The organism is Pseudoalteromonas aliena (genome assembly GCF_038155085.1).
Classification (GTDB): Bacteria; Pseudomonadota; Gammaproteobacteria; order Enterobacterales; family Alteromonadaceae; genus Pseudoalteromonas; species Pseudoalteromonas aliena_A.
Window position 1 is genome coordinate 237,274 of record NZ_JBAKAU010000003.1, and the last position, 22,899, is coordinate 260,172.

The 22,899-nt window shown below is 39.8% G+C and carries 18 protein-coding genes and 1 tRNA gene; 13 read left to right on the plus strand and 6 right to left on the minus strand.

Going from position 1 to position 22,899, the window contains the following annotated elements; genetic code table 11:
• Positions 1–51 precede the first annotated feature (51 nt).
• Positions 52–1,038, plus strand: coding sequence for a sensor domain-containing diguanylate cyclase (locus V6260_RS05375; protein WP_341593026.1), 987 nt, complete (start codon positions 52–54; stop codon positions 1,036–1,038).
• A 133-nt stretch (positions 1,039–1,171) separates the two neighbouring features.
• Here the strand turns inward: V6260_RS05375 and V6260_RS05380 are convergent, their stop codons facing one another.
• Complete coding sequence (locus V6260_RS05380; RefSeq protein ID WP_341593027.1) at positions 1,172–2,128, minus strand: hypothetical protein; 957 nt, start codon at positions 2,126–2,128, stop codon at positions 1,172–1,174.
• A 249-nt stretch (positions 2,129–2,377) separates the two neighbouring features.
• Here V6260_RS05380 and V6260_RS05385 point away from each other — a divergent pair, with 249 nt between their 5' ends.
• Positions 2,378–5,260: a pitrilysin family protein gene (locus V6260_RS05385; protein ID WP_341593028.1), complete on the plus strand. Its 2,883-nt coding sequence runs from the start codon at positions 2,378–2,380 to the stop codon at positions 5,258–5,260.
• Positions 5,261–5,372: 112 nt separating this feature from the next.
• Here V6260_RS05385 and V6260_RS05390 read toward each other — a convergent pair whose 3' ends face one another.
• Both V6260_RS05390 and V6260_RS05395 read right to left on the minus strand, forming a co-directional pair.
• Positions 5,373–5,693 (minus strand): helix-turn-helix transcriptional regulator, encoded by a 321-nt coding sequence (locus tag V6260_RS05390; protein WP_341593029.1) that lies wholly within the window; start codon positions 5,691–5,693, stop codon positions 5,373–5,375.
• Positions 5,694–5,697: 4 nt separating this feature from the next.
• Positions 5,698–6,105, minus strand: a complete 408-nt coding sequence (locus V6260_RS05395) for a hypothetical protein (protein WP_341593077.1) — start codon at positions 6,103–6,105, stop codon at positions 5,698–5,700.
• 344 nt (positions 6,106–6,449) lie between these two features.
• Between V6260_RS05395 and cysE the strand changes: the two genes are divergently transcribed.
• Positions 6,450–7,268, plus strand: coding sequence for a serine O-acetyltransferase (cysE, locus tag V6260_RS05400; protein WP_166420913.1), 819 nt, complete (start codon positions 6,450–6,452; stop codon positions 7,266–7,268).
• 35 nt (positions 7,269–7,303) lie between these two features.
• Positions 7,304–7,990 (plus strand): hypothetical protein, encoded by a 687-nt coding sequence (locus V6260_RS05405; protein ID WP_341593030.1) that lies wholly within the window; start codon positions 7,304–7,306, stop codon positions 7,988–7,990.
• 12 nt (positions 7,991–8,002) lie between these two features.
• Here V6260_RS05405 and xseA read toward each other — a convergent pair whose 3' ends face one another.
• The gene (gene xseA / locus V6260_RS05410) at positions 8,003–9,343 is read right to left on the minus strand and encodes an exodeoxyribonuclease VII large subunit (protein WP_341593031.1); all 1,341 of its coding nucleotides are present in this window, start codon (positions 9,341–9,343) and stop codon (positions 8,003–8,005) included.
• 147 nt (positions 9,344–9,490) lie between these two features.
• Between xseA and guaB the strand changes: the two genes are divergently transcribed.
• The 5 genes from guaB to rimI all read left to right on the plus strand — a co-directional run bounded on the left by guaB (position 9,491) and on the right by rimI (position 13,720).
• Positions 9,491–10,960 (plus strand): IMP dehydrogenase, encoded by a 1,470-nt coding sequence (gene guaB, locus V6260_RS05415; RefSeq protein ID WP_341593032.1) that lies wholly within the window; start codon positions 9,491–9,493, stop codon positions 10,958–10,960.
• A 140-nt stretch (positions 10,961–11,100) separates the two neighbouring features.
• Entirely contained in the window at positions 11,101–12,678 is a 1,578-nt protein-coding gene (gene guaA / locus V6260_RS05420; RefSeq protein ID WP_341593033.1) for a glutamine-hydrolyzing GMP synthase, read from the plus strand.
• Between the two features lie 141 nt (positions 12,679–12,819).
• Positions 12,820–12,896: transfer RNA gene (locus V6260_RS05425), tRNA-Trp, on the plus strand.
• 64 nt (positions 12,897–12,960) lie between these two features.
• Positions 12,961–13,266, plus strand: coding sequence for a hypothetical protein (locus V6260_RS05430; protein ID WP_341593034.1), 306 nt, complete (start codon positions 12,961–12,963; stop codon positions 13,264–13,266).
• On the plus strand, positions 13,253–13,720 hold the full coding sequence (rimI, locus tag V6260_RS05435; RefSeq protein ID WP_341593035.1) for a ribosomal protein S18-alanine N-acetyltransferase: 468 nt from the start codon (positions 13,253–13,255) through the stop codon (positions 13,718–13,720). Before V6260_RS05430 ends, rimI begins: the two co-directional genes overlap by 14 nt.
• Before the next feature lie 72 nt (positions 13,721–13,792).
• Here rimI and V6260_RS05440 read toward each other — a convergent pair whose 3' ends face one another.
• Positions 13,793–16,459, minus strand: a complete 2,667-nt coding sequence (locus V6260_RS05440) for an ATP-binding protein (RefSeq protein ID WP_341593036.1) — start codon at positions 16,457–16,459, stop codon at positions 13,793–13,795.
• 494 nt (positions 16,460–16,953) lie between these two features.
• Between V6260_RS05440 and prfC the strand changes: the two genes are divergently transcribed.
• The 4 genes from prfC to V6260_RS05460 all read left to right on the plus strand — a co-directional run bounded on the left by prfC (position 16,954) and on the right by V6260_RS05460 (position 22,289).
• On the plus strand, positions 16,954–18,543 hold the full coding sequence (prfC, locus tag V6260_RS05445) for a peptide chain release factor 3 (RefSeq protein ID WP_341593037.1): 1,590 nt from the start codon (positions 16,954–16,956) through the stop codon (positions 18,541–18,543).
• Positions 18,544–18,605: 62 nt separating this feature from the next.
• Positions 18,606–20,348: an arginine--tRNA ligase gene (argS, locus tag V6260_RS05450; protein ID WP_341593038.1), complete on the plus strand. Its 1,743-nt coding sequence runs from the start codon at positions 18,606–18,608 to the stop codon at positions 20,346–20,348.
• Positions 20,349–20,861: 513 nt separating this feature from the next.
• Positions 20,862–21,500, plus strand: a complete 639-nt coding sequence (gene pdxH, locus V6260_RS05455; protein ID WP_341593039.1) for a pyridoxamine 5'-phosphate oxidase — start codon at positions 20,862–20,864, stop codon at positions 21,498–21,500.
• Between the two features lie 21 nt (positions 21,501–21,521).
• Entirely contained in the window at positions 21,522–22,289 is a 768-nt protein-coding gene (locus tag V6260_RS05460; RefSeq protein WP_341593040.1) for a TatD family hydrolase, read from the plus strand.
• Here V6260_RS05460 and V6260_RS05465 read toward each other — a convergent pair.
• Entirely contained in the window at positions 22,256–22,876 is a 621-nt protein-coding gene (locus V6260_RS05465; protein WP_341593041.1) for an AhpA/YtjB family protein, read from the minus strand. The two genes, V6260_RS05460 and V6260_RS05465, sit on opposite strands and share 34 nt — an antisense overlap.
• Between the last annotated feature and the right edge of the window lie 23 nt (positions 22,877–22,899).

Sequence of the window (22,899 nt, forward strand, 5' to 3'; positions counted from 1 at the left end):
ATTTTACTTTTTTGCCTATACTGGAGCTATTAAATAGCCGAGGTAAAGTTAATGTTTGAAACTGATAAATGGGCATTCTCTGGTGTTGATGGCCAAATATCTTTGCATAAATGGCAAAAAACAATCGATCTTATCACGGGGCTTTTTTTAGCCCCGTCTGGTTATATAGTTCAGGCAACAAGCAAAGGCTATCGCGTTGTTATAAAAAGTAACGAAGGTGGTTCCAACTTTGAAACAAACCCGATACTTCCCCCTCAAACACCTCTTTTTTGTCGGCACGTCGCTGAAACTAATAATATTTTATATGTTAATGATGCAAGCAATAACGATGCATGGAACACCCTACCAGAAGTAGTTGAGGATGGTGTTGAATCCTACCTAGGCTTACCTATTCATTGGCCAGAAGGTGAAGTATTTGGCACGCTATGCTTAAAAGACACTAAAATAACTAGCTATACCGATGAATACTTTGAGCTCATAGAGCAACTACGCGATTTAATTGAAGACGACCTTGCGCTTGTTTACAGCTATGAACAAATGCGCGAAATAGCCATGTTAGACTCATTAACAGATATTTATAATCGCCGAGCACTTAACCTACTAGCTCAGCAAAAGCTTAATTTAGCTCTGCGTTTAGGCTTTGACGTGTGTTGCTTGTTTATTGATATAAACGACTTTAAAAAATTAAACGACACCTTTGGGCATGAAGTTGGCGACAAAGCCTTAATTATTCTAGCGGATACGTTAAAAAGCCATTTAAGAGATGCCGACATAGTAGGGCGTTTAGGTGGTGATGAGTTTGTTGCAGTAATGCAATTAAGCGATAAAAGCAAAATTAGCTACATCATGGATAAAATATCCTCTGAGTATACAAATGCTTTACTAAAAGAAGGTGTTTGCGATTTATCGCTCAGCATAGGTTATAGTTTTACTAATAAACAAAAGCAGCCCTTTGAAGCGCTATTAAATGATGCCGACCACGCAATGTATAAAAATAAACAAGCGTATAAACAGGCCAAAAAATTAAATAAAAAATAATACTAAGTTACATTATGTCTCTTGTGGTGGATTTGATGAAACTTGAAATAAGTATCTTTAAATTAAATTCTCCCCATAAAAAAGCAAGCCATGAGGCTTGCCAAGAAGGGTGTGAATTTTTTTAGCCTTGGCTTTAAGCTATTAGCTTTTCAGCAAGGTTTAATTCCATAATGGCTTTTAATAAACGGTATAAGTTAATTGACGCGTCAATTTCTTCTTTACGGTTTGTTAAGCTTTCAATATTTAAGCCCAGTGGCACGTCTAGGTGCGCACAGCTTTTAAGTATTAAGTCGAGGTTTTCGCGGCAAATACGGACCGATTCGCTTAATGTATTGTCTGCATCAAGCATGCGCCATTTAGTTGCCTCTGGCACTGAGATACCCAACCATTGCATAAATTCTAAGGTTTTTTCGCCGCCGCACGGGGTAAACGTTAATATAATACGTTGTGGTGTAATACCCTGCGCTTTACACGTACGTGCGTAGCTAGTAATTAGCTCTATAGTCGCTTGTGCATCGTAAACAGCTTGCGATATAAAAAACTGACAACCTTGTGCTGTTTTTTCTATTAATCGTTCGTGCTCATTTCGTTTGCTTGAATGGCGTTCAGCAATAGTAACGCCACCTAAAAAGAAATCATCTGATTGCTCAGTCAATACTTTATATGCATCAGGCAGGCTTAACTTTATATCGCCTAGCGATGATGGGCTACCTACTAAAACTACATTTTGTAAATCGTAGTCGTTTTTAGTTTCACTTAACCAATCTTTAAATTCACCTACGCCACGCTGCGCAACACTTTTATAAGTAATTACATCTTGTGCAGATAAATTACGAATTAAATGGCTGTATTCACGCGGATCAACGGTTTGTTTAAACGCAAACGGGCGAGCCTGATTTGTACGGCTGCTTTCGTCTTGAATGTCGTAAATTATCACGCCGTCGTATTCAATTTCGTGTAAGCGAGCTAATAGCTTCTCTGCAATGGTTTTTAATTGCGCTTTATCGGTGCCAATTTTAGGCGGCGTAGTACCAATAAGATAAACACCTTGATTGGTGTCTTCTATTTTCTCTTTTAATGATAAAGCCATAATCCTCATTCCAGCCAAGTGCGTGTTAATAGTTTTAATATAGCAGCCATTTAGACGTCTAGATAGATTTATTTAATGAAAGTTTTTCAACTTAGGTGAGGAATATTCATACTGATAATTTAATAAACTGGCTGATTGACACAGTTGTTTACATAAAAAATGGGCTAAAGCTCTTACATTTACTAGCTTTAAGGCATAATCGTATTAATAATCTAACAATAAATTTGCTCAATTTAAAAAGGGACAACAATGAAATTTAAATTATTAGCAACCAGCTTAGCAGTATCGCTGGCGTTAACCGGTTGCGCAATGCAGCAAAATCAAAGCACGCAAACAACAGCACAACAAGAACAAGTAAATAAAGCTGATGATCGTGTTTTTTCACAAGATTACTTAATTGAAGAACTAGAAAACGGCTTACGTGTCATGGTTGTTAAAACCGATTACCCTGATGTAGTGTCGCTGCAAATTCCGGTATCGGTTGGGTCGCGTAACGAAGTTGAAGAGGGCAAAACAGGCTTTGCTCACTTTTTTGAACACATGATGTTCAAAGGTTCGCAAAAATACCCTGAAGATGTGTATTCAAACATATTAAAAAATTCAGGTGTTGATAACCGCGCGTATACAACAAACGATTACACAAATTACCATTTAAATTTTTCAAAGCAGCATCTTGATGAAGTACTTGAGCTTGAAGCTGATATTTTTCAAAATTTAACCTACACCGAAGAGCAATTTAGAACCGAAGCGCAAACAGTAAAAGGTGAATACTTAAAAAATAACGCCAGCCCAATTCGTAAATTACTCAGCGCTGTACGCGAAGAAGCGTTTGATAAGCACACGTATAAACACACCACGATGGGCTTTTTTAAAGACATAGAAGCCATGCCTGATCAAATGGCCTATGGTAAAGAGTTTTTTGCTAAGTTTTATAAACCTGAGTATGTGTCACTTGTTATTGTGGGCGATGTAGACCCACAAGCAACAATGGCAATGGTTAAAAAGCATTGGGGCAGCTGGAAAAAGGGTAACTATGTTGCCGACATTAAAGCAGAGCCTGTGCAACAAGCACCAAAATATTTGCACCAGCAAGATGAAGCGCTACCAGGGCATTGGTTACTTGTATCCTACAAAGGCGCTGCGTGGGAGCCTGCTAAAAAAGACAGAGCAGCACTTGATTTAATCTCACAACTTTATTTTTCAAATAACTCTGATTTATATCAAGAGCTAGTGGTCGACAAACAAATTGCCAGCCAAATGTTTACCTATAACCCAGAGACTAAAGATCCGGGTTTATTACACGTATTTGTTAAGGTTGAAAACGCAGACGATTTAGCAAAAGCACGTGATGCTATTAACCGCACTTATGCAAAAGCACGCACAGAGCTTGTAGATAGCCAAAAGCTGAGTGATTTAAAATCGAACCTTAAATACAGCTTTATTAATGGTTTAGACTCATCACAAGCGATTGCATCTACGCTTGCCAGTTACATGCATTTTGAGCGCGATCCTGAGGTTATAAACCAGCTTTATAAATCGGCCGATAATGTAACAGCTGAAGATATTAAAGCGATTGCCAATAAATACTTTGTTGATAACTCTCGTACTACCGTAACAATGTCGGCACTTGATAAAGCCCCAGGGTTTGAACAAGAAGCTAATTTAAATGCGCTAACAGCCAAGCTTGAACAAGCACCTGCGAAGCCTGCATTTAAAGTACTTGATAAAACCAATAGCTCGCCATTAATTGATATTAACTTTTTATTCAATACCGGTGCGGCTGCCGACCCGCAAGGCAAAAAAGGCGTTGCAGCGCTTACTGCGGCTATGCTTGCACAAGGCGGTTCTCAGGCGACAAGCTATAAAGATATTCAAAAAGCACTTTATCCGCTTGCGGGTAGTTTTGGCTACCAAATAGATAAAGAAATGCTGTCGTTTCAAGGGCGTATACATAAAGATAATGCGGCGCAGTGGTATGCACTTGTGAGCGATCAATTACTCAACCCAGGCTTTAGAAATGACGACTTTAAGCGCCTTAAAAAAGAAATGATCGACGGCATTAAGTCAGGCTTAAAAGCATCTAACGATGAAGAGCTAGGCAAAGAAGTGCTCTACAGTGCGCTTTACAAAAATCACCCTTACGAAAGCTACAATTATGGTGATATTTCTGATTTAGAAGCGTTGACGTTAGATGATGTTAAAGCGTTTTATAACAGCGAGCTTACGCAATCAAAACTCACGGTTGGTTTAATTGGGGCTGTGCCTGCTAAACTTAAAGCTAAAATGATGAGCGACTTTGCAACACTACCAAAAGGTGAGCAAAGCCGTTTAACTATTCCTGATGCGCCAGCGCTTAAGGGTCATCATGCAACGATTGTAGAAAAGTCAGCGCAATCGACGGCGGTTTCGTTTGGTTTTCCTATTGATACAATAAGAAGCAGCGAAGACTGGACAGCCCTTTGGCTTGTGCGTTCGTACTTTGGTGAGCACCGTAGTTCTAACAGCTTTTTATATGAGCGTATTCGTGAAACTCGCGGTATGAACTACGGCGATTACGCATACATTGAATACTTTCCACGGGGCATGTTTCAAACCAAGCCTGATGCAAACCTAGGGCGCTCAGAGCAAATATTTCAAGTGTGGTTACGTCCACTTCGCTCTAATAACGATGCGCACTTTGCAACTCGTACCGCTTTGTTTGAGCTAGATAAGCTCATTAAAAATGGTATGAGCGAAGATGACTTTGAAGCTACGCGTAACTTTTTAATTAACTTTGTGCCGCAAATGGTTGCAAGTCAAAACCGCCAATTAGGTTACGCACTTGATAGCGAATTTTACAACACAGATGACTTTGTAAGTTACGTCACTAACAAACTTAAAACGCTAACGCTTGCTGATGTAAATCGCGTTATTAAAGAAAACCTACAAACAGACAATGTTCACTATGTGTTTATTACTGGTGACGGCGCTGATATGCAAAAACGTTTAGCATCGCAGCAAACATCGCCAATGGTTTACAACACCGATAAACCAGCTGAGCTTGTGGCTGAGGATAAAGTGATTGCTGATTATAAACTGGCAATTCCTGCAAAAAATATTGAAGTGATGAAAGTCGATAAAGTATTTCAATAATTTAAGCGGTTTTTAGACTATCTTTAAACGTACAAAAAATGCCTCAGTGCTTAAAGCTCTGAGGCATTTTTATATTAATACTTTAAGCGAAAGCATAGGCTTGTTACTAATATCATAAGCTCGTTATTAATAGCATACAGCCAACTCCAAGTGTAAAGCTAATTAAAGAGCTTATAGCAATAGCTACAATAAACTTTTTCGTTGATTGGGCTTTAACCGTTTCATCTACTTCTAAGTCGTCCAAATTTATAAGCTCGCCTTGGCGCACTTCAAATACTGCGCATAAAGCCATTGTGGTTTCTTTTGATGCCGCACCTTCTTTTTCTACACGCTGAACGGTACGTAAGCTTACATCGCAGGCATCGGCAAGTTGCTGTTGTGTCCAATTAAATTGCTGCCTAAGTTCTTTTATTGTTTTAGGGTTAAGTTGCATGCGTTTATTTACCTACCACTAAGTCAATTAACGCAAAGGTTGAATACCCACCTAGGTATCCGGCAAGTACACAGGCAGAAAGAAAGAGGACGGCTCTTTTCGGATCTTTAATAAAAGGAAGTACAGTTTGTTCTTGCTGCTTTATTTGCTCATTATTTTTAAAAAAAATACATTCAAGCTTGCCGGTGATGATATTTAGCATGTGATATTTAACTTGGTAGTTATGTTCTTTAAACTCAAATGTATGCGTGCTTTTTCTACCAACGCTACGCTTACTACTAACTAAATCGTCGTTGACGTAGATTTCTTCTTTGCCTGTAAAGTAGCTGCCAAAACAGGCTATTTGATTGTCACCATCTTGAAAGTAAAATTTGTAACCTAATTTTTTTGTATTTAATATATCGTTTTTCATCATCGTTATCCTTGTTGAGTTGATGATGCTAATTTAGCGTTTGTTTTTGTTATTTACGCCGTCAGCTGTACGCCAGTATGTATTTTGGCATATGACAGGAGAGCTGTCATATGTTGTTAGCTTTTGATTTTTATTGATTTATTATATTTTAAGTCTGTATTGTTCATTTTAGCTACTGTCGTATAACTTAATCTAAAAAATAGGTAAGTATTTAAAATATCATTTCTAGTTGCTAGTTATATCTAATAACCAGAACAAATAACTAAGGGATTAACACCTTTGTGGCTAAATCCGTTAGACTTGGGAAAAGGCTATTTTATATCAACTTAAGGCAGTGCAGTATTATGCGTCATGCAATTTGGCAACAGCTTCGCGACGAAGCTAACGATGTAGTAAAACGTGAACCATTATTAGCAAGTCATGTGTATTCATGCATTTTGAATCATGATTGTTTAGGTTCGGCATTAAGTTTTATTGTTGCTAATAAATTAGCTGATGCGGTGGTCTCTGCATTTACTATTCGTGAGTTATTTGATCAGGCATTTGTAAAATGTGACCGTATGCTGTCTTTTGTAGCTGAGGATATTAAAGCAGTTAAAGATAGAGATCCCGCTGCGGAAACGCATCTTACCGTGATGTTAAACCTAAAAGGTTTTCATGCTATTCAGGCGCACCGTTTGGCCAATTGTTTATGGCAACAAAATCGCAGAGAGTTAGCGCGTTTTATTCAAAGCCGTACATCTGAAGTGTTTGGAGTAGATATTCACCCAGCGTGTAAAGTGGGCAAAGGCATTATGTTTGACCACGCAACAGGAATTGTTATTGGTGAAACAGCGGTAATTGAAGATAACGTATCAATTTTGCAATCTGTAACGCTTGGCGGCACGGGTAATGAGCAGGGCGATCGTCATCCTAAAATTAGAGCGGGCGTGTTAATTGGCGCCGGCGCTAAAGTACTGGGTAATATTGAAGTAGGTGAGGGCGCACGCATTGGTGCAGGCTCTGTTGTGCTAAGTAATGTACCTGCGCATACGACTGCGGTTGGTGTACCAGCTAAAATTATTGGTCGACCGGATTGTCCCTGTCCGGCGCAAAGTATGAACCAAAACTTTTTAGCAAATCCTGAACCTGAAAACGAATCACATACGAGCGCAATGCTATAAGTAATTAAAAACAATAAAACTTAAAAGGAATTAACATGAACAAGAATAGTTTATTGGCTCTAGGGATTGGGTTTATTGCTGGTGTAGGTTTAACTTGGAGTTATTTTAATTTAGCTTCAAGTGATTCAGAGGCTACTGATTTACAGCAAGGTTATGCAAACCAGCCAAAGCCTAATGCTGAGCAAACAAAAAGTAATGAAGTAACTGCAGATGATGTTAAACCTGCCGTTACTGAGCAAGTCGCTAGTTTAGAGCAAAGTGATGCTAGCGCTCCAATTACGGCTGAAACTGAAGAGCTCGATGACTTACCTCTTGATGAGCAAGTTGTGCAACTTAAGCAACAACTCGCCGAGCAAAAAGCAACAGTTAAAAGTATTTTAAAGCAAATGAGAGGGCCTTCAGATTTTGAGCAGATTTTACGTGATAAATTTGAAAATCAAACGCGCGATGAAGAATGGGCTTATCGTACTGAAATGGCATTACAAGATTTTTTATTAACAGCAGATTTGGCAATTATTCCTGACGTTGTTAGTGCAAAATGTAAAAAAACAGTATGTGAATTTGAACTTGCCGCCCCCACTGATAACGATGCATTTGGGAGTGCTCAATGGCGAGAGCTAAACGACAAGTTGATGGAACAAGAGTTTTGGCAACAATTTAAAAGCACTACCTCCACATCAAGCGATAGCGAACTTAAAATGTTGCTAAGTACAGAGCTTTAAATTGTATCAGTATTAATTAATAGGTATGACCTGCGATTCTACAGAGCCATCGGCAAGCTCTGTAATTAACACATCGCCTGTTTTAATTTGCCCCACCGATTTAACCACTTTGCCTTGTTGTGTTTTAGTTATGCTATAGCCGCGCGCTAAAACATTAAGCGGGCTTACCGAGTCCAGCTTACTTGCTTGTAATCCTAGGCTATTATTGGCTTGCTGTAATTGTTGTTGTATAGCTTGGTTTAACCTTGCTTGTAATTGCGAAAGTTGGTGGCTTGCTGTAGCGAGTTTTTTATCAGGTGATTGGCGCATTAAACGCGGCGTTAAATTATTGAGTGTGCGCTCTTGCTGATATAAACGGTTTCGCATAGCTTGTTGCAGTGCAATGCTTAGCTCATCCAAACGTTGTGATTTTTGACTAAGTTGGTTACGCGGATGGCATAAATTAAGGCGATGCTGTAGGTGCATTGCTAGTGCGCGTTTGTCAGCAATGTCATGTTTAAACGCGTTAGACAAGCGATTAACTAATTGCGTTACTTTGTTATGTAGCTCCTGCGTATTTGGGCTTACAAGCTCAGCTGCGGCTGATGGAGTCGCTGCGCGAACATCGGCAACATAGTCACTAATAGTGGTATCTATTTCGTGACCTACCGCACTTACTATGGGTAATTCACTTTTATAAATAGCACGGGCAAGTTGTTCGTGGTTAAAACACCATAAATCTTCAAGTGATCCGCCGCCGCGCCCTAAAATAAGCACGTCTACCTCATTGCGCGCATTTGCCAGCTCTATTTGATTAATTAAATGCACATGCGCTTCTTTGCCTTGCACCATTGCAGGATAAATTATGACTTCTAATTGCGGTGCACGGCGTTTAAGTACAGTTAAAATATCTTTTATAGCTGCGCCCGTTGCTGAGGTTATTACACCAATACGGTTTATACTTTGCGGTAGTGGTTTTTTGTACGCTGAGCTAAATAAGCCCTCGGCAGCTAAGCGCATTTTTAGTGCATCAAACTCTTGTTTAAGCTGACCTTCTCCTGCAGGCTCCATATGTTCGACAATAAGTTGATAGTCGCCTCGAGGTTCATAAAGTGATACACGTGCTTTAACGGTGACTTGTGCGCCATTAGTTGGGCGGTAGCTTTGGTTGCGATTATTCCCTCGCCACATAGCAGCCTTAATTTGCGCTTTATCGTCTTTTAACGAAAAATACCAATGGCCGGATGCTGGGGTAATAAAGTTAGAAATTTCACCCGTCAGTACTAAAGATGCAAAGCCTTGCTCAAGCACTGTGCGAATTTCTCTATTAAGGCGCGACACGGTGTAAACCGTTTGCGAAGGCTTCGAAAACATAAAAAACAACCTAAAATTATTTATGAGGCAAGTTATAAAGTAAGTTTATCATAAATAATTGCGAAATATTATTTACGAATGCTCAGAACGCTGTTAAAATTTGGCCGCAATTCCTTATCTTAGATCCACATGTGAGAAGTTGCCAAAATGCTTAGAATTGCTAAAGAAGCTCTTACCTTTGATGACGTACTTTTAGTACCTGGTCATTCTACTGTTTTGCCACACACGGCAAATATTTCAACTCGCTTAACGCGTGGTATCAAACTTAACTTGCCGCTTATTTCAGCATCTATGGATACTGTTACAGAAGCTCGTTTAGCTATTGCCCTTGCGCAGGAAGGCGGTCTTGGTTTTATCCATAAAAACATGACCATCGCAGAACAAGCGAAAAACGTACGTAAAGTTAAAACCTACGAAGCAGGTATTGTTTCATACCCTGTAACGGTCACTGCCGATTTAACAATTGCAGATGCAATTGAGCTTTCGCACGAAAAAGGTTTTTCAGGTTTTCCGGTTACCGACAGCAATAATGTACTTGTTGGTATTGTAACAAGCCGTGATATGCGTTTTGAAACTAAGCTTGAACAGCCCGTTTCTACTGTTATGACTAAAAAAGAAAAGCTAGTAACTGTTAAAGAGGGTGCCTCTCGCGAAGAGATTTTAGGTTTAATGCATGAACACCGCATTGAAAAAATCTTAGTGGTAGACGATGCGTTTAAACTTAAAGGCATGATCACAGTAAAAGATTACCAAAAAGCACAAGATAAACCAGATGCATGTAAAGATGACCAAGGCCGTTTACGTGTAGGTGCTGCGGTTGGTGTTGGCGCAGGCACTGATGAGCGTATTGCTGCATTAGTTGAAGCGGGTGTTGATGTTTTACTTATCGATACTTCTCATGGTCACTCTCAGGGGGTTATTGACCGTGTATCGCAAACTCGTCAAGCATACCCAGATTTACAAATTATTGCGGGTAACGTAGCGACAGCAGAAGGTGCTATTGCTCTTGCAGATGCAGGCGTTGATGCAGTTAAAGTCGGTATAGGCCCTGGTTCTATCTGTACTACACGTATTGTTACCGGTTGTGGTGTTCCACAAATTACCGCTATTTCAGATGCTGTTGAAGGCTTAAAAGGTCGCGACATTCCTGTAATTGCTGATGGCGGCATTCGTTTTTCTGGCGATATTGTTAAGGCACTTGTTGCTGGTGCATCGTGTGTAATGGTGGGTTCTCTTCTTGCTGGTACAGAAGAAGCACCAGGTGAAGTTGAATTATACCAAGGTCGTTATTACAAATCTTACCGTGGTATGGGCTCATTGGGCGCGATGGATCAAAAAGAAGGTTCATCAGATCGTTACTTCCAAAAATCAAACGAAGCAGACAAGTTAGTACCTGAAGGTATTGAAGGTCGCGTAGCTTACAAAGGTCCAATTGCAACGATTATTCATCAGCAAGTGGGCGGCCTACGAAGCGCTATGGGCTTAACGGGTTGTGCAACAATTGAAGAGCTAAATACAAAACCACAATTTGTACGTGTTACTTCAGCAGGTATGGGTGAGTCGCACGTTCATGATGTGCAAATCACTAAAGAAGCACCAAATTACCGCTTAGGTTAAGCACCTTAATTAGATAAATTATTGGGCTTGTTTTACAGGCCCTCTTTTTAGCCCCTTATAAATATCAGTTGCATTAAATCAACGTTTAATAAAATTGGTATTCAAAGCGGCAGTTAGCATCAGACTTTACGAGATACTCCATGAGCAAAGATATTCACGATTCACGAATTCTCATTTTAGACTTTGGTTCACAATACACTCAACTAATCGCCCGTCGTATACGCGAAATTGGTGTTTATTGTGAGCTGTGGGCATGGGATGTGACTGAAGAGCAAATCCGCGAGTTTAACCCACAAGGTATCATTCTTTCTGGTGGTCCAGAATCAACAACACTTGAAAATAGCCCGCGCGCTCCTGAGTATGTGTTTAATGCAGGCGTTCCTGTATTAGGCATTTGTTATGGCATGCAAACAATGGCAGCTCAACTTGGTGGAAGTGTACACAGCTCTGATAAAAAAGAGTTTGGCTACGCACAAGTTGAAAAAGTAGGCCGCTGTGCATTATTTGATGCAATTGAAGACCATATTACTGATGGTGGCAACGGCATACTTGACGTATGGATGAGTCATGGCGACAAAGTAATGGACATTCCAGCTGATTTTACAACAACAGCTAAAACATCTACTTGTCCACATGCTGCAATGTCTAACGAAGAAAAGCGTTTTTACGGTGTACAATTTCACCCGGAAGTAACGCATACTCATCAGGGGTTACGTTTGCTTGAGCGTTTCGCTATTGATATTTGTGGCTGTGAAAAATTATGGACTGCCGCAAAAATCATTGATGATGCTATTGAGCGTATTAAAGAAACTGTAGGTGATGACGAAGTTATTTTAGGTCTCTCTGGTGGTGTTGATTCATCAGTAGTGGCTATGCTTATTCACCGTGCAATTGGCACAAAGCTAACATGTGTATTTGTTGATAATGGTTTACTTCGTTTAAACGAAGGTCAGCAAGTAATGGACATGTTTGGTAATAAATTTGGCTTAAACATTGTTAAAGTTGAAGCTGAAGAGCAGTTTTTAAATGATTTAGCTGGTAAGTCAGACCCAGAAGATAAACGTAAAGCCATTGGTCATACGTTTATTAATGTATTTGATGAGCAAGCCAAAAAGCTTAAAAATGCGAAATGGTTAGCACAAGGTACAATTTATCCTGACGTCATTGAATCAGCGGCATCTGCCACGGGTAAAGCGCATGTTATTAAATCTCACCACAATGTGGGCGGATTACCAGATGACATGAAAATGGGCCTTGTTGAGCCATTGCGTGAATTATTCAAAGATGAAGTACGTAAAATTGGTCTAGAGCTTGGTTTACCGTACGACATGCTTTACCGTCATCCTTTCCCTGGACCAGGTTTAGGTGTACGTGTACTTGGCGAAATCAAAAAAGAGTACTGTGATTTACTACGCCGTGCTGATGCTATTTTCATTGAAGAGCTACACAAAGCTGATCTTTACCATAAAGTAAGCCAAGCGTTTACTGTGTTCTTACCTGTTAAATCGGTAGGGGTCATGGGTGATGCACGTAAATACGATTGGGTTGTATCTCTTCGTTGTGTTGAGACTATTGATTTTATGACGGCGCGTTGGTCACATTTACCTTATGAGTTTTTAGGTGTGGTTTCTAACCGTATTATTAACGAAATTGATGGTATTTCTCGTGTTGTTTACGATATTTCAGGTAAACCACCTGCAACTATCGAATGGGAATAAGCCCAATTGTTTTTTGAGTAATAAAATACGGCCAATTAGCATGTTAATTGACCGTATTGCTTACTTTGAAAGCAGTTGAACTAAAAGAGTGATTTTTCTCTTTACCTTTAGAGAAACTTCTCTATAATTCGTCGTCATTGCAGGGGCGTAGTTCCAATTGGTAGAACAGCGGTCTCCAAAACCGACGGTTGGGAGTTCGAATCTCTCCGCCCCTGCCATTTCTTCTTTACATCGTTTTTATTACTTCTTATATTGTTCAAATGTCTAATCTACTGAGTTGTTATGCATCCACGTTACGCAGCTATTTTTGATATAGAAAATCTTGAACTCAATCAACATTATTGTCCAAAAATAAATGATCAAGCTAATACTTTATCGCAAAGTGCGATAGCTAGTTCTTTAACGCTCAATGAGCAATTACTTGCAGACATTAAACTCAGTGCCGCACCTATTATTATAAATAGCGTTGTACAGGGCAGTGAGATGCAATTAAACGACAATAAACTTACATTGCCATCCCCACAGCTCAACGCCTCAGAAAAGCGTGCTTTATGGGCTTTAATGAGTGAACACCTTGATAAACTTTAAATCAGTAGATGAAACTGCAATACCCCAATTAATGGCCATCGAAACAGCGTGTCATAGCCATCCGTGGACTTTAAATACAATGAGTTCATGTATAGGCGGGCGTTATTTTAATGTTGCTGCATTTGATGAGGCGAGCATAATTGGTTTTTATATCGGTGAAAAAGCAGGGCCTGATTTTACGCTTATGGATATTTGTGTAACACCAAGCCACCAGGGTAAGGGTATTGCAAGGCAGTTGTTAGCTCAGTTTATTGAATATGGTAAACAGAAAAATGCTGAAAACCTCTTTTTAGAAGTACGCGAATCAAATGCGCGGGCTATTGCGCTATATGAGAACGCAGGCTTTACAGAGATGTCAGTGCGTAAAAACTACTATCCAAGTGATAATCCGGCCAAAAATGGCTTTGAAGATGCTATTTTAATGGGCATGGCATTAGGTTTAAACTTTTCATAATTAAAGTCGGTGATTAGCGTTTTAGCATAGAGGACTAACGCACCGAACTTGTACTATTTAGTAAGTTTTCTTTTAGGTTACTTTGCCACTAATTGCTTGTTCAATGGCTGCTATTAATTTATTTACCAGCTCGTCTCTTGGCACTTTATTGTTACTTTTTAAGTTTTCTTCTAGTGCCGCAGCGCTGTGATAAATTTCATTAAAATTAAAGCACCCAGAACTACCTTTTATACTGTGCGCTATACTTCTTAATGCTTCCCAGTCATTACAATGTTGCAGAGTTTTAACTTCTTCTAAATAAGTAGGTAAGTTGGCTAAATAGTTATCAGTAATTTGCTGAAACTTTTCGCTTTTTAATAAGCTATCCCACTTATTTTGATTATCCTTTTCAAGATGCAGGTAGCTTACGAGTACATTTTCCAGGGCATCTTTATCAATGGGTTTAGCAAGTGCTTTGTCGCAACCCGCTTCTAGGTAAGTGCCTATATCGTGGTTCATCACATTGGCGGTAAGGGCGATGATAGGGCCATCGTATGCTGCATGACGAAGCATTTTAGTCGCTTCTAACCCGCCCATTACAGGCATTTGCATATCCATAATAATAAGCTGGTAGTCGTTAACAAGTGCCATTTCTACAGCTTGTGCGCCATTACTAGCCATATCGGGTTCAAGGCCCCAAGTTTGCAGTAATAATTTAATTAATAGTTGGTTATCAGGGTTATCCTCAGCGACTAAAATATTAGCGTCAAAACTATTGGTCGCGAATGATAAAAGAGGATCTTTCTCTGGGATTAGCTGGCTTTCTTGCGTTAAAAATTCAAGGATTGGTTGATCATCAGATAATTGACAAGCTACTGTTATACTAAAACGACTCCCAACCCCAACTTCGCTTTTAAGCGTTACATCACCACCAAGTAGTAATGCTAAATTTTTAGAAATACATAATCCAAGGCCTGTACCACCAAAACGGCGTGTGGTTGTGGTATCTGCTTGTTCGAAAGGCTTAAAAACACGCCCTATTTGATGCTGTGACATACCAATACCGGTATCTTTAATTACAAACTCTAGCCTTTGACTTGCTTGTAAATAATGTACGCAAATAGACACACTGCCATTTTCAGTAAATTTAACAGCATTATTAGCAATATTTATAAGTATTTGTTTTAAGCGGGTCACATCACTATAAATGGTTCGAGGTAGCGGCAGTTGATAGTCGATATTAAGGGTTAATTTTTTTTCTTGTGCTAGTGGTTTAATAATTGATTCAATATCGTGCACAAGCTGTACTACATTTAATGCTGATAAATCAACTGCTAGCTTTTCGGCTTCAATTTTAGATAAATCGAGGATGTTATTTATTAACTCTAATAAGTGTTTTGAATTACGTAAAATAGTGCTTAGGTGTTGCTTGTCGTTCGCTACTTTATTGTTGTGTAGCAATTGCTCTGTAAAGCCCATAATAGCCGTAAGCGGCGTGCGTATTTCGTGACTCATGTTAGCTAAAAAACGACTTTTAAGCTGATTAGCTTGCTCAGCTTGGCCAATAGCAAGCTCTAGTTGGCTGTTCATAGCTTCAAGTGCTTTAGTACGACTTTCTACTTTATCTTCAAGATGATGTTTATACTCTTCAAGCTGCTGCTGGTAATGCCTTATTTGATTAACCATATGGTTAAAGTCATTAAATAAAACGCCTAATTCATCATTAGTGTGCGCAGGTAAGTGCACTAATAAGTCTCCATCACCAACACGATGACTGGCAGCTCCTAGCAACTCAATTGGGTTAAGTAATAAATTGCGTACCACTACAAAAATTAATATTGGCAAGGTGATCACGGATATAATGACAATTAAGCCAGTTATTAAGCTTATCGCTTTACCTGATTGATAAAGAACCGCTTTTGGAATGGTTGAAACGTAATAATATCCGCCGGGCATTTGTACGGCAAAAATCATTCGTTCTATTTTATCTATGCTTGAGAGTTCAATGGTAGAAAGCATGCCTATGTCGGCAAGGTCGTGTATTTGGTTAAGCTCGTATTCGCTTATGTATTGGCCGCGCATGTTGTAATCGGAGCTAAATAAAATTTTTCCGTCTTTGGTCAACATTAAATTAAGTGTGTTGTTATATGGCGCTTCTAAAATACTGGAGTTGAGTATTGAAGGCTCTATATGTATTACAATAAAACCAAGTTGTTGTGGGCGTTTTAAATAGTAATCAACACTATAAATTCGCTGTATAAAGTACAAACTTGTGGTGCCATCGTTCTTTTGAATCATAAACTGCTGTTTACTTAAATTACTTTGCAGCACTTTGTTAAAAAAAGGGTAACTTTTAGGCGCAGTGGTTAGGTTAGTTGAGTAGTAGGCATCACTTTTGCCACTAGCTGAAACTAAATTAATGCTAATTATATCTGGATAGGCTTCACTGTAACTGGCAAATACATCCATAAGCGCACCTAGTTTTCGGGTATAATTGCCGCTGGTAAGTGTGTCGTTAGCTAAAAAGTCGCTAAGTACCGGAGATCTAGAAAGAAGCTTTGCAGTAGAGTGAAAAGAGTCTATGTAATTAAATATTTTTTGTTGTTGCTGCTCAACAAAACGACCCATTATTAAATCAGCTTGCTTTTGTGTAGAGTTGGTTACATTGGTGAGTGTAAAGCCACCTAAAAATAGTAACGGTAAGATAACAAGGGGAGTTATATACCATAATAATCTAATGCTTAACTTACTGGTTTTCATGACCAAGTGACTTACCCTCCATGCAATCTATCAATAGTATGCGTTACGACTTTATTACACAAGCTTGTAGCGGTCTTAATGGCTGAAATACAACCAGTTATAAAACAGATTTACCTAGTGTATAGGATGTTTTATTTGTTGTAAGATATTGAAATTAAATTGTTAATTTAAAGATTGTAGAGGTTTTTTGCCTAAATATTAATTCATAGATGTTTAAATTATTACCTTTCAATCATTTTTAATCGTTCTTAAGTTAAGTGAGTCATTTCGATTTATTACAAAGCCAAGATATTTTTATGTTAGATAGCACACTTTTATACCGACTCCTGTTACAATTGCCACTATTAGAAAATTAGCTATATGGCGTTAATTGTTGTCAATTTATTCATACTAAATTGCTCAAAGCTTAGTTAATAACGATCAACTTAACGGGTTGCCTTGCATACACTTAACGTTATGCATGTAACTTGGTATCAAACTAAAAGAATTTATCAATGGCAGACCAGACTATTATCAATGAAATCAGCAAGCGAAGGACTTTTGCAATTATATCGCATCCGGATGCTGGTAAAACCACCATCACCGAAAAAGTACTTTTGTTCGGACAAGCGATTCAAAAAGCCGGAACTGTAAAAGGCCGTGGCTCTAATCAGCATGCAAAGTCTGACTGGATGGAAATGGAAAAAGAGCGTGGTATATCGGTTACTACCTCAGTAATGCAGTTTCCATATAATAATGCGCTGGTTAACTTACTTGATACCCCTGGACACGAAGACTTCTCAGAAGATACATACCGCACGCTGACTGCGGTAGATTCGTGCTTAATGGTTATTGATGCCGCAAAAGGTGTAGAAGAGCGTACTCGTAAACTTATGGAAGTTACGCGTTTACGTACTACGCCTATTGTTACCTTTATGAATAAGTGTGACCGTGATATTCGAGACCCAATGGAGCTACTTGATGAAGTAGAAACAGAGCTAAACATTGCCTGTGCACCTATTACGTGGCCAATTGGTTGCGGTAAAGAGTTTAAAGGTGTTTACCATATTCACAACGACGAAGCGGTTTTATACAAAACAGGCCAGGGCCATACTATTCAAGAAGTACGTACAGTAAAAGGGTTAGATAACCAAGAGCTTGATACAGCCATTGGTGAAGAACTCGCTGAGCAACTACGTGAAGAGCTTGAGCTTGTAATTGGTGCATCAAACGAATTTGACCTTGAGCTGTTTTTAGCGGGTGAACTTTCGCCAGTGTACTTCGGTACAGCACTTGGTAACTTTGGTGTTGATCACGTACTTGATGGCTTAACACAGTGGGCCCCAACGCCATTACCACGTGAAACAGAAGATCGCCAAGTAGTTGCAACAGAAGAAAACTTTACTGGCTTTGTCTTTAAAATACAGGCCAACATGGACCCTAAACACCGTGACCGTATTGCTTTTATGCGTATTGTGTCGGGTAAATACAGCCAAGGCATGAAAATGAACCATGTACGCCTTGGTAAACAAGTCAGTATTTCTGATGCGGTAACGTTTATGGCAGGCGATCGTGAGCGTGCAGCGGATGCATTCGCTGGCGACATTATAGGGCTACATAACCACGGTACAATCCAAATTGGTGATACCTTTACGCAAGGCGAAAAGCTTAAGTTTAGCGGTATTCCTAACTTTGCGCCTGAGCTGTTTCGTCGTATTCGTTTGCGTGATCCGCTTAAACAAAAGCAGTTATTAAAAGGCCTAGTACAGCTTTCTGAAGAAGGTGCAGTACAGGTATTTAGACCGCTTATTAATAACGATTTAATTGTAGGCGCGGTAGGTGTACTACAGTTTGACGTAGTGGTAGCGCGCTTAAAAGCTGAGTACAACGTAGATGCAATTTACGAAGGTGTAAACGTAAATACAGCGCGTTGGGTAAGCTCAACTGACGTTAAAAAGTTTGAAGAGTTTAAGCGTAAGTGCGAAAGCAACTTAGCACTCGATGGTGGCGATAACCTAACTTACATAGCACCGAGCCGTGTAAACCTTAATTTATCGGTAGAGCGTTACCCAGAAGTAACCTTTAACCATACTCGCGAAAACTAGAATCGACTGACTACAGTTAACTGAAAGCCTGCTAAGGCGGGCTTACAAAGGTAAATAATATAATGAACATTCGTACTATTTTAGTAGAAAAAGCCATTGCCGCCATGACCGCAGCAGGCCTACCTGAAGATACAAACCCAGCGGTTACACAAAGTACACGCCCACAGTTTGGTGATTACCAAATTAATGGTGCAATGGGTGCCGCTAAAAAAATGAAAAGTAACCCACGTGAGCTTGCGCAAAAAATTATTGATCAGTTAGATGTAAGCGACATAGCTGAAAAAACTGAAATTGCTGGCCCTGGTTTTATTAATATTCATTTAAAGCCTGAGTTTTTAGCCAAAAGCGTAGAAGCGGCTAACAGCGATGCAAAGCTTGCCGTAAAAGAGCATACTAAGCCACAAACTGTCGTTGTAGATTACTCATCGCCTAACCTTGCAAAAGAAATGCACGTAGGTCATTTACGCTCAACCATTATTGGTGATGCAATTGTACGCGCCCTTGAATTTAGAGGCGATAAAGTCATTCGTCAAAACCACATGGGCGATTGGGGCACACAATTTGGTATGCTGATTGCGCATTTAGAAGATCAAATTAGCCAAGGCGTAGATTTAGAGTCGGTAGCGCTTGCTGATTTAGAAACATTTTATCGCGACGCTAAAAAACGTTTTGACGATGAAGAAGGTTTTGCAGATAAAGCCCGTGATTACGTTGTTAAACTACAAGGTGGCGATGCGCACTGTGAAAAACTATGGAAGCTATTTATAGCTACCTCAGTTAAGCACTCTGAAGAAGTTTACAAACGTCTAAATGTAACGCTTACTCAAGACGATATTATGGCTGAAAGTGCTTACAACAGTGAACTTAACGATATTATTAGCCTATTAAAAGATAAAAACATTGCTGTAGAGTCGCAAGGCGCACAAGTGGTGTTTTTAGATGAGCTTGCAAATAAAGATGGCGAGCCATCGGCGTTTATCGTGCAAAAATCAGGCGGTGGCTTTTTATATGCAACCACTGATTTAGCCGCGTGTGATTACCGCTCAAATAAATTGGGTGCTGAACGTATTTTAATATTTGTAGATGCACGCCAAAGCCTTCACTTTAATCAAGTAGAGCTTACAGCACGAAAAGCTGGCCTTTTACGCGATGAAACAAGTTACGAGTTTTGCCCGTTTGGCACCATGATGGGCGCTGATGGTAAACCATTTAAAACCCGTACCGGTGGCACTGTTAAACTGGCTGATTTACTTGAAGAATCAATTAGCCGTGCAGCCGCAAAATTAGCTGAGCGTGAATCTGATTTATCGGATCATGATCGCAGCGAAATTGCGCGTAAAGTAGGTATTGGCGCAGTTAAATATGCTGACCTTTCTAAGCACCGTACCAGCGATTACATATTCAACTGGGACACCATGTTAAGCTTTGAAGGCGCTACAGCACCTTACCTGCAATATGCTTATACTCGCGTGCGTAGTATTTTCCGTAAATCAGGTGTAGATGCTGCTACGCTAAATGCCGATGTAGCTATTACAGAGCCGCAAGAAAAAGCACTCGCACTTAAACTGCTACAGCTTGAAGAAGTGCTTGATTTAATGATCAACGAGGCCACTCCACACGTATTATGTGGTTACTTATACGAGTTAGCTAGCCTATACATGACATTCTACGAAGCCTGCCCAGTACTTAAAGAAGGCGTAGAGCCAAGCGTACGTGACAGCCGTTTAGTGTTGTGTAATTTAGTGGCAGATACGCTAAAAACTGGATTGGATTTGTTAGGCATTGAAGTCATGGAGCAAATGTAATCACCGTCGCATTTTAACCTAATACTGCGTTATCCACCCCGACTTACCCTAATCACATACAAACCGTATGCTCATAGGGATAAGTAGGAGTGGATGCCTTGTCTTAGGCTAAACTACTTAGGTGAACGTCTGCTTCGTGTAGTTCGCTTTGACTGCGTTGTCGTGCTTTTTTAGCCTAAGTCACATACTAATTGTATGCTTCTTGGCATAAAAAAGCACTTCGCCTTGTCAGCACTTCTACACTTGCAGATATCTGAGTTGTGTAGTTCGCTTTAGCTGCGTTGTCGTGCTTTTTAGCCTAAGTCACATACAAACCGTATGCTCCTTGGCATAAATAGTTTTACCGCCTTGCTAGCACTCCTACACTTGCAGATGCAGGTTTGCACCGTAGATTGGGTTGAGTGAAACGAAACCCAACATTAAACAAAGCATTTTTATTTTTGCTCTTATAACGATGAACAACCTGACCTTACTTACCCACATACGCTTTAATAAACAGAGAAGGATTTGTTTATGAAACTCGAAGATATCCGCCGTGAATACTTGCAAGACGCGTTAAGCGAAGACACTTTGCAAGATGACCCATTTAAACAATTTGAAACATGGCTTGAGCATGCTGTGGGCAGTAACGTGCCTGATCCAACGGCAATGGTTGTGGCAACGGTTGATGAAACAGGGCAGCCTTCGCAGCGTATTGTATTGTTAAAACACCTTGATGATAATGGGTTTGTATTTTTTACTAATACGGGCTCTCGTAAAGCACAAGAGCTAAAAGGTAACAATAAAATATCGCTGCATTTTCCATGGCACCATATGGAGCGACAAGTAATTGTATACGGCGAGGCTAAACCTCTACCTACATCAGCGGTAGCAAAATATTTTTTATCGCGCCCAAAAGAAAGCCAATTGGCGGCATGGGCTTCAGCGCAAAGCAGGCCAGTGTCGTCGCGTAAAGTCCTTATGGAAACTTTTGCTAATATGAAAAGCAAATTTGCCAAAGGTGAAATTCCGCTTCCTGATTTTTGGGGCGGTTACTGCGTAGTGCCTTCTAAAATAGAGTTTTGGCAAGGTGGTGCGCATCGTTTACATGATCGTTTTATGTATCAGCGCCAAGCAGATAATAGCTGGCAAATTACACGCTTAAACCCTTAATAAATAGATGAGTAAGTAACCGTGCAATTTATTGACTCTCATTGCCACCTCGACTTTAGCGAGTTTGATTCAAGTCGTGAATCTCTCATAAGCGAGTGTGTAGTAAAGGGAGTTAATCAGTTCGTTGTGCCAGGCATTACCCTTGCTCAATCGCATACCCTCATAGATCTCAAAGCAACCTATCCAAGTATAGAAATAGCGGCAGGGTTACACCCTTATTTTTTAAAACAGCATAAAGAATCGCACATTGAAGCGTTATTCGAGTTTGCAACTACAAATAAGCATCGGCTGGTGGCAATTGGTGAATGTGGACTTGATAGAAGTATTGAAAATCTCCCCAAACAAACTTACTTATTTGAACAGCAAATAGAGATTTCTAATGAGCTAAGCTTACCGCTCATTGTGCATCATAGGCAAAGCCATGATTTAATTGCGCAATCGTTTAAGCGTTGCAAGCCAAAAAATGGGGGAGTGATTCATGCATTTTCAGGTTCAATCCAACACGCGCAGTATTATATCAAACAGGGTTTTAAACTTGGCGTAGGCGGTATTATTACCTATGAACGTGCAGCTAAAACCCGTGCTGTTATTGCCGTTATTGAGCCAGAACACTTAGTGCTTGAAACGGATTCACCTTCAATGCCGTTAAGTGGCTATCAAGGGGAAGTGAACACGCCATTGCATATACCTGATGTTTTTAACGTTTTATGTGATTTAAAGCCAGACAGCGAAAGAGAAATACTTGCAAAACAGCTTTACGATTCTTGTTCAGATGTTTTTTGCATATAGCGGCTTACCTGCCAGCGTTTTAGTCCACGTCCTAATTGCCACGTAAAAATACAAGCAATCACTAGCATTAATAGTACTTGACGACCTAAGTCATGAAAATGATTATGGCTGTCGGCAATTGCTGCGCGAGTCAAATAGGTAACTGATACAAAACCAAGTGGACGGTCGTCATCGCTAATAACTGGTTCTATAAATGGGGTTTTTAATTTGCTTATCCCAGGGGTAGAATCAGAGAGTTGACCATAAATATGGTGCGTCTGCCAATTGTCGCTACTGGCTAACAAAACCCCTTGTTGATCGTAAATAGTGGCTGACAGCACGAATTCATCTTTACTTATATCGTTACAAATTGTGTTTAGCTGGGGTTTGTTTTTTTCGATTAAAGGTGTTTTAACATTTAAAGCCATGAACTTAGTGAGGCTTTTTGCGGTGCTGTCGGCGCTATCATAAAGTAATTGATGACTCTGAAAGCTACTATTAACACCTACCCAGCTTAGTAATACAAAGCAACTAGCCGCAAGAATTAAACGCACAAGTCGTTTTCTTTGAGATGCGGTTATAGGATTTTTAATATGGTTATTTTTCATAGTCACCGTTTATGCTACTGACA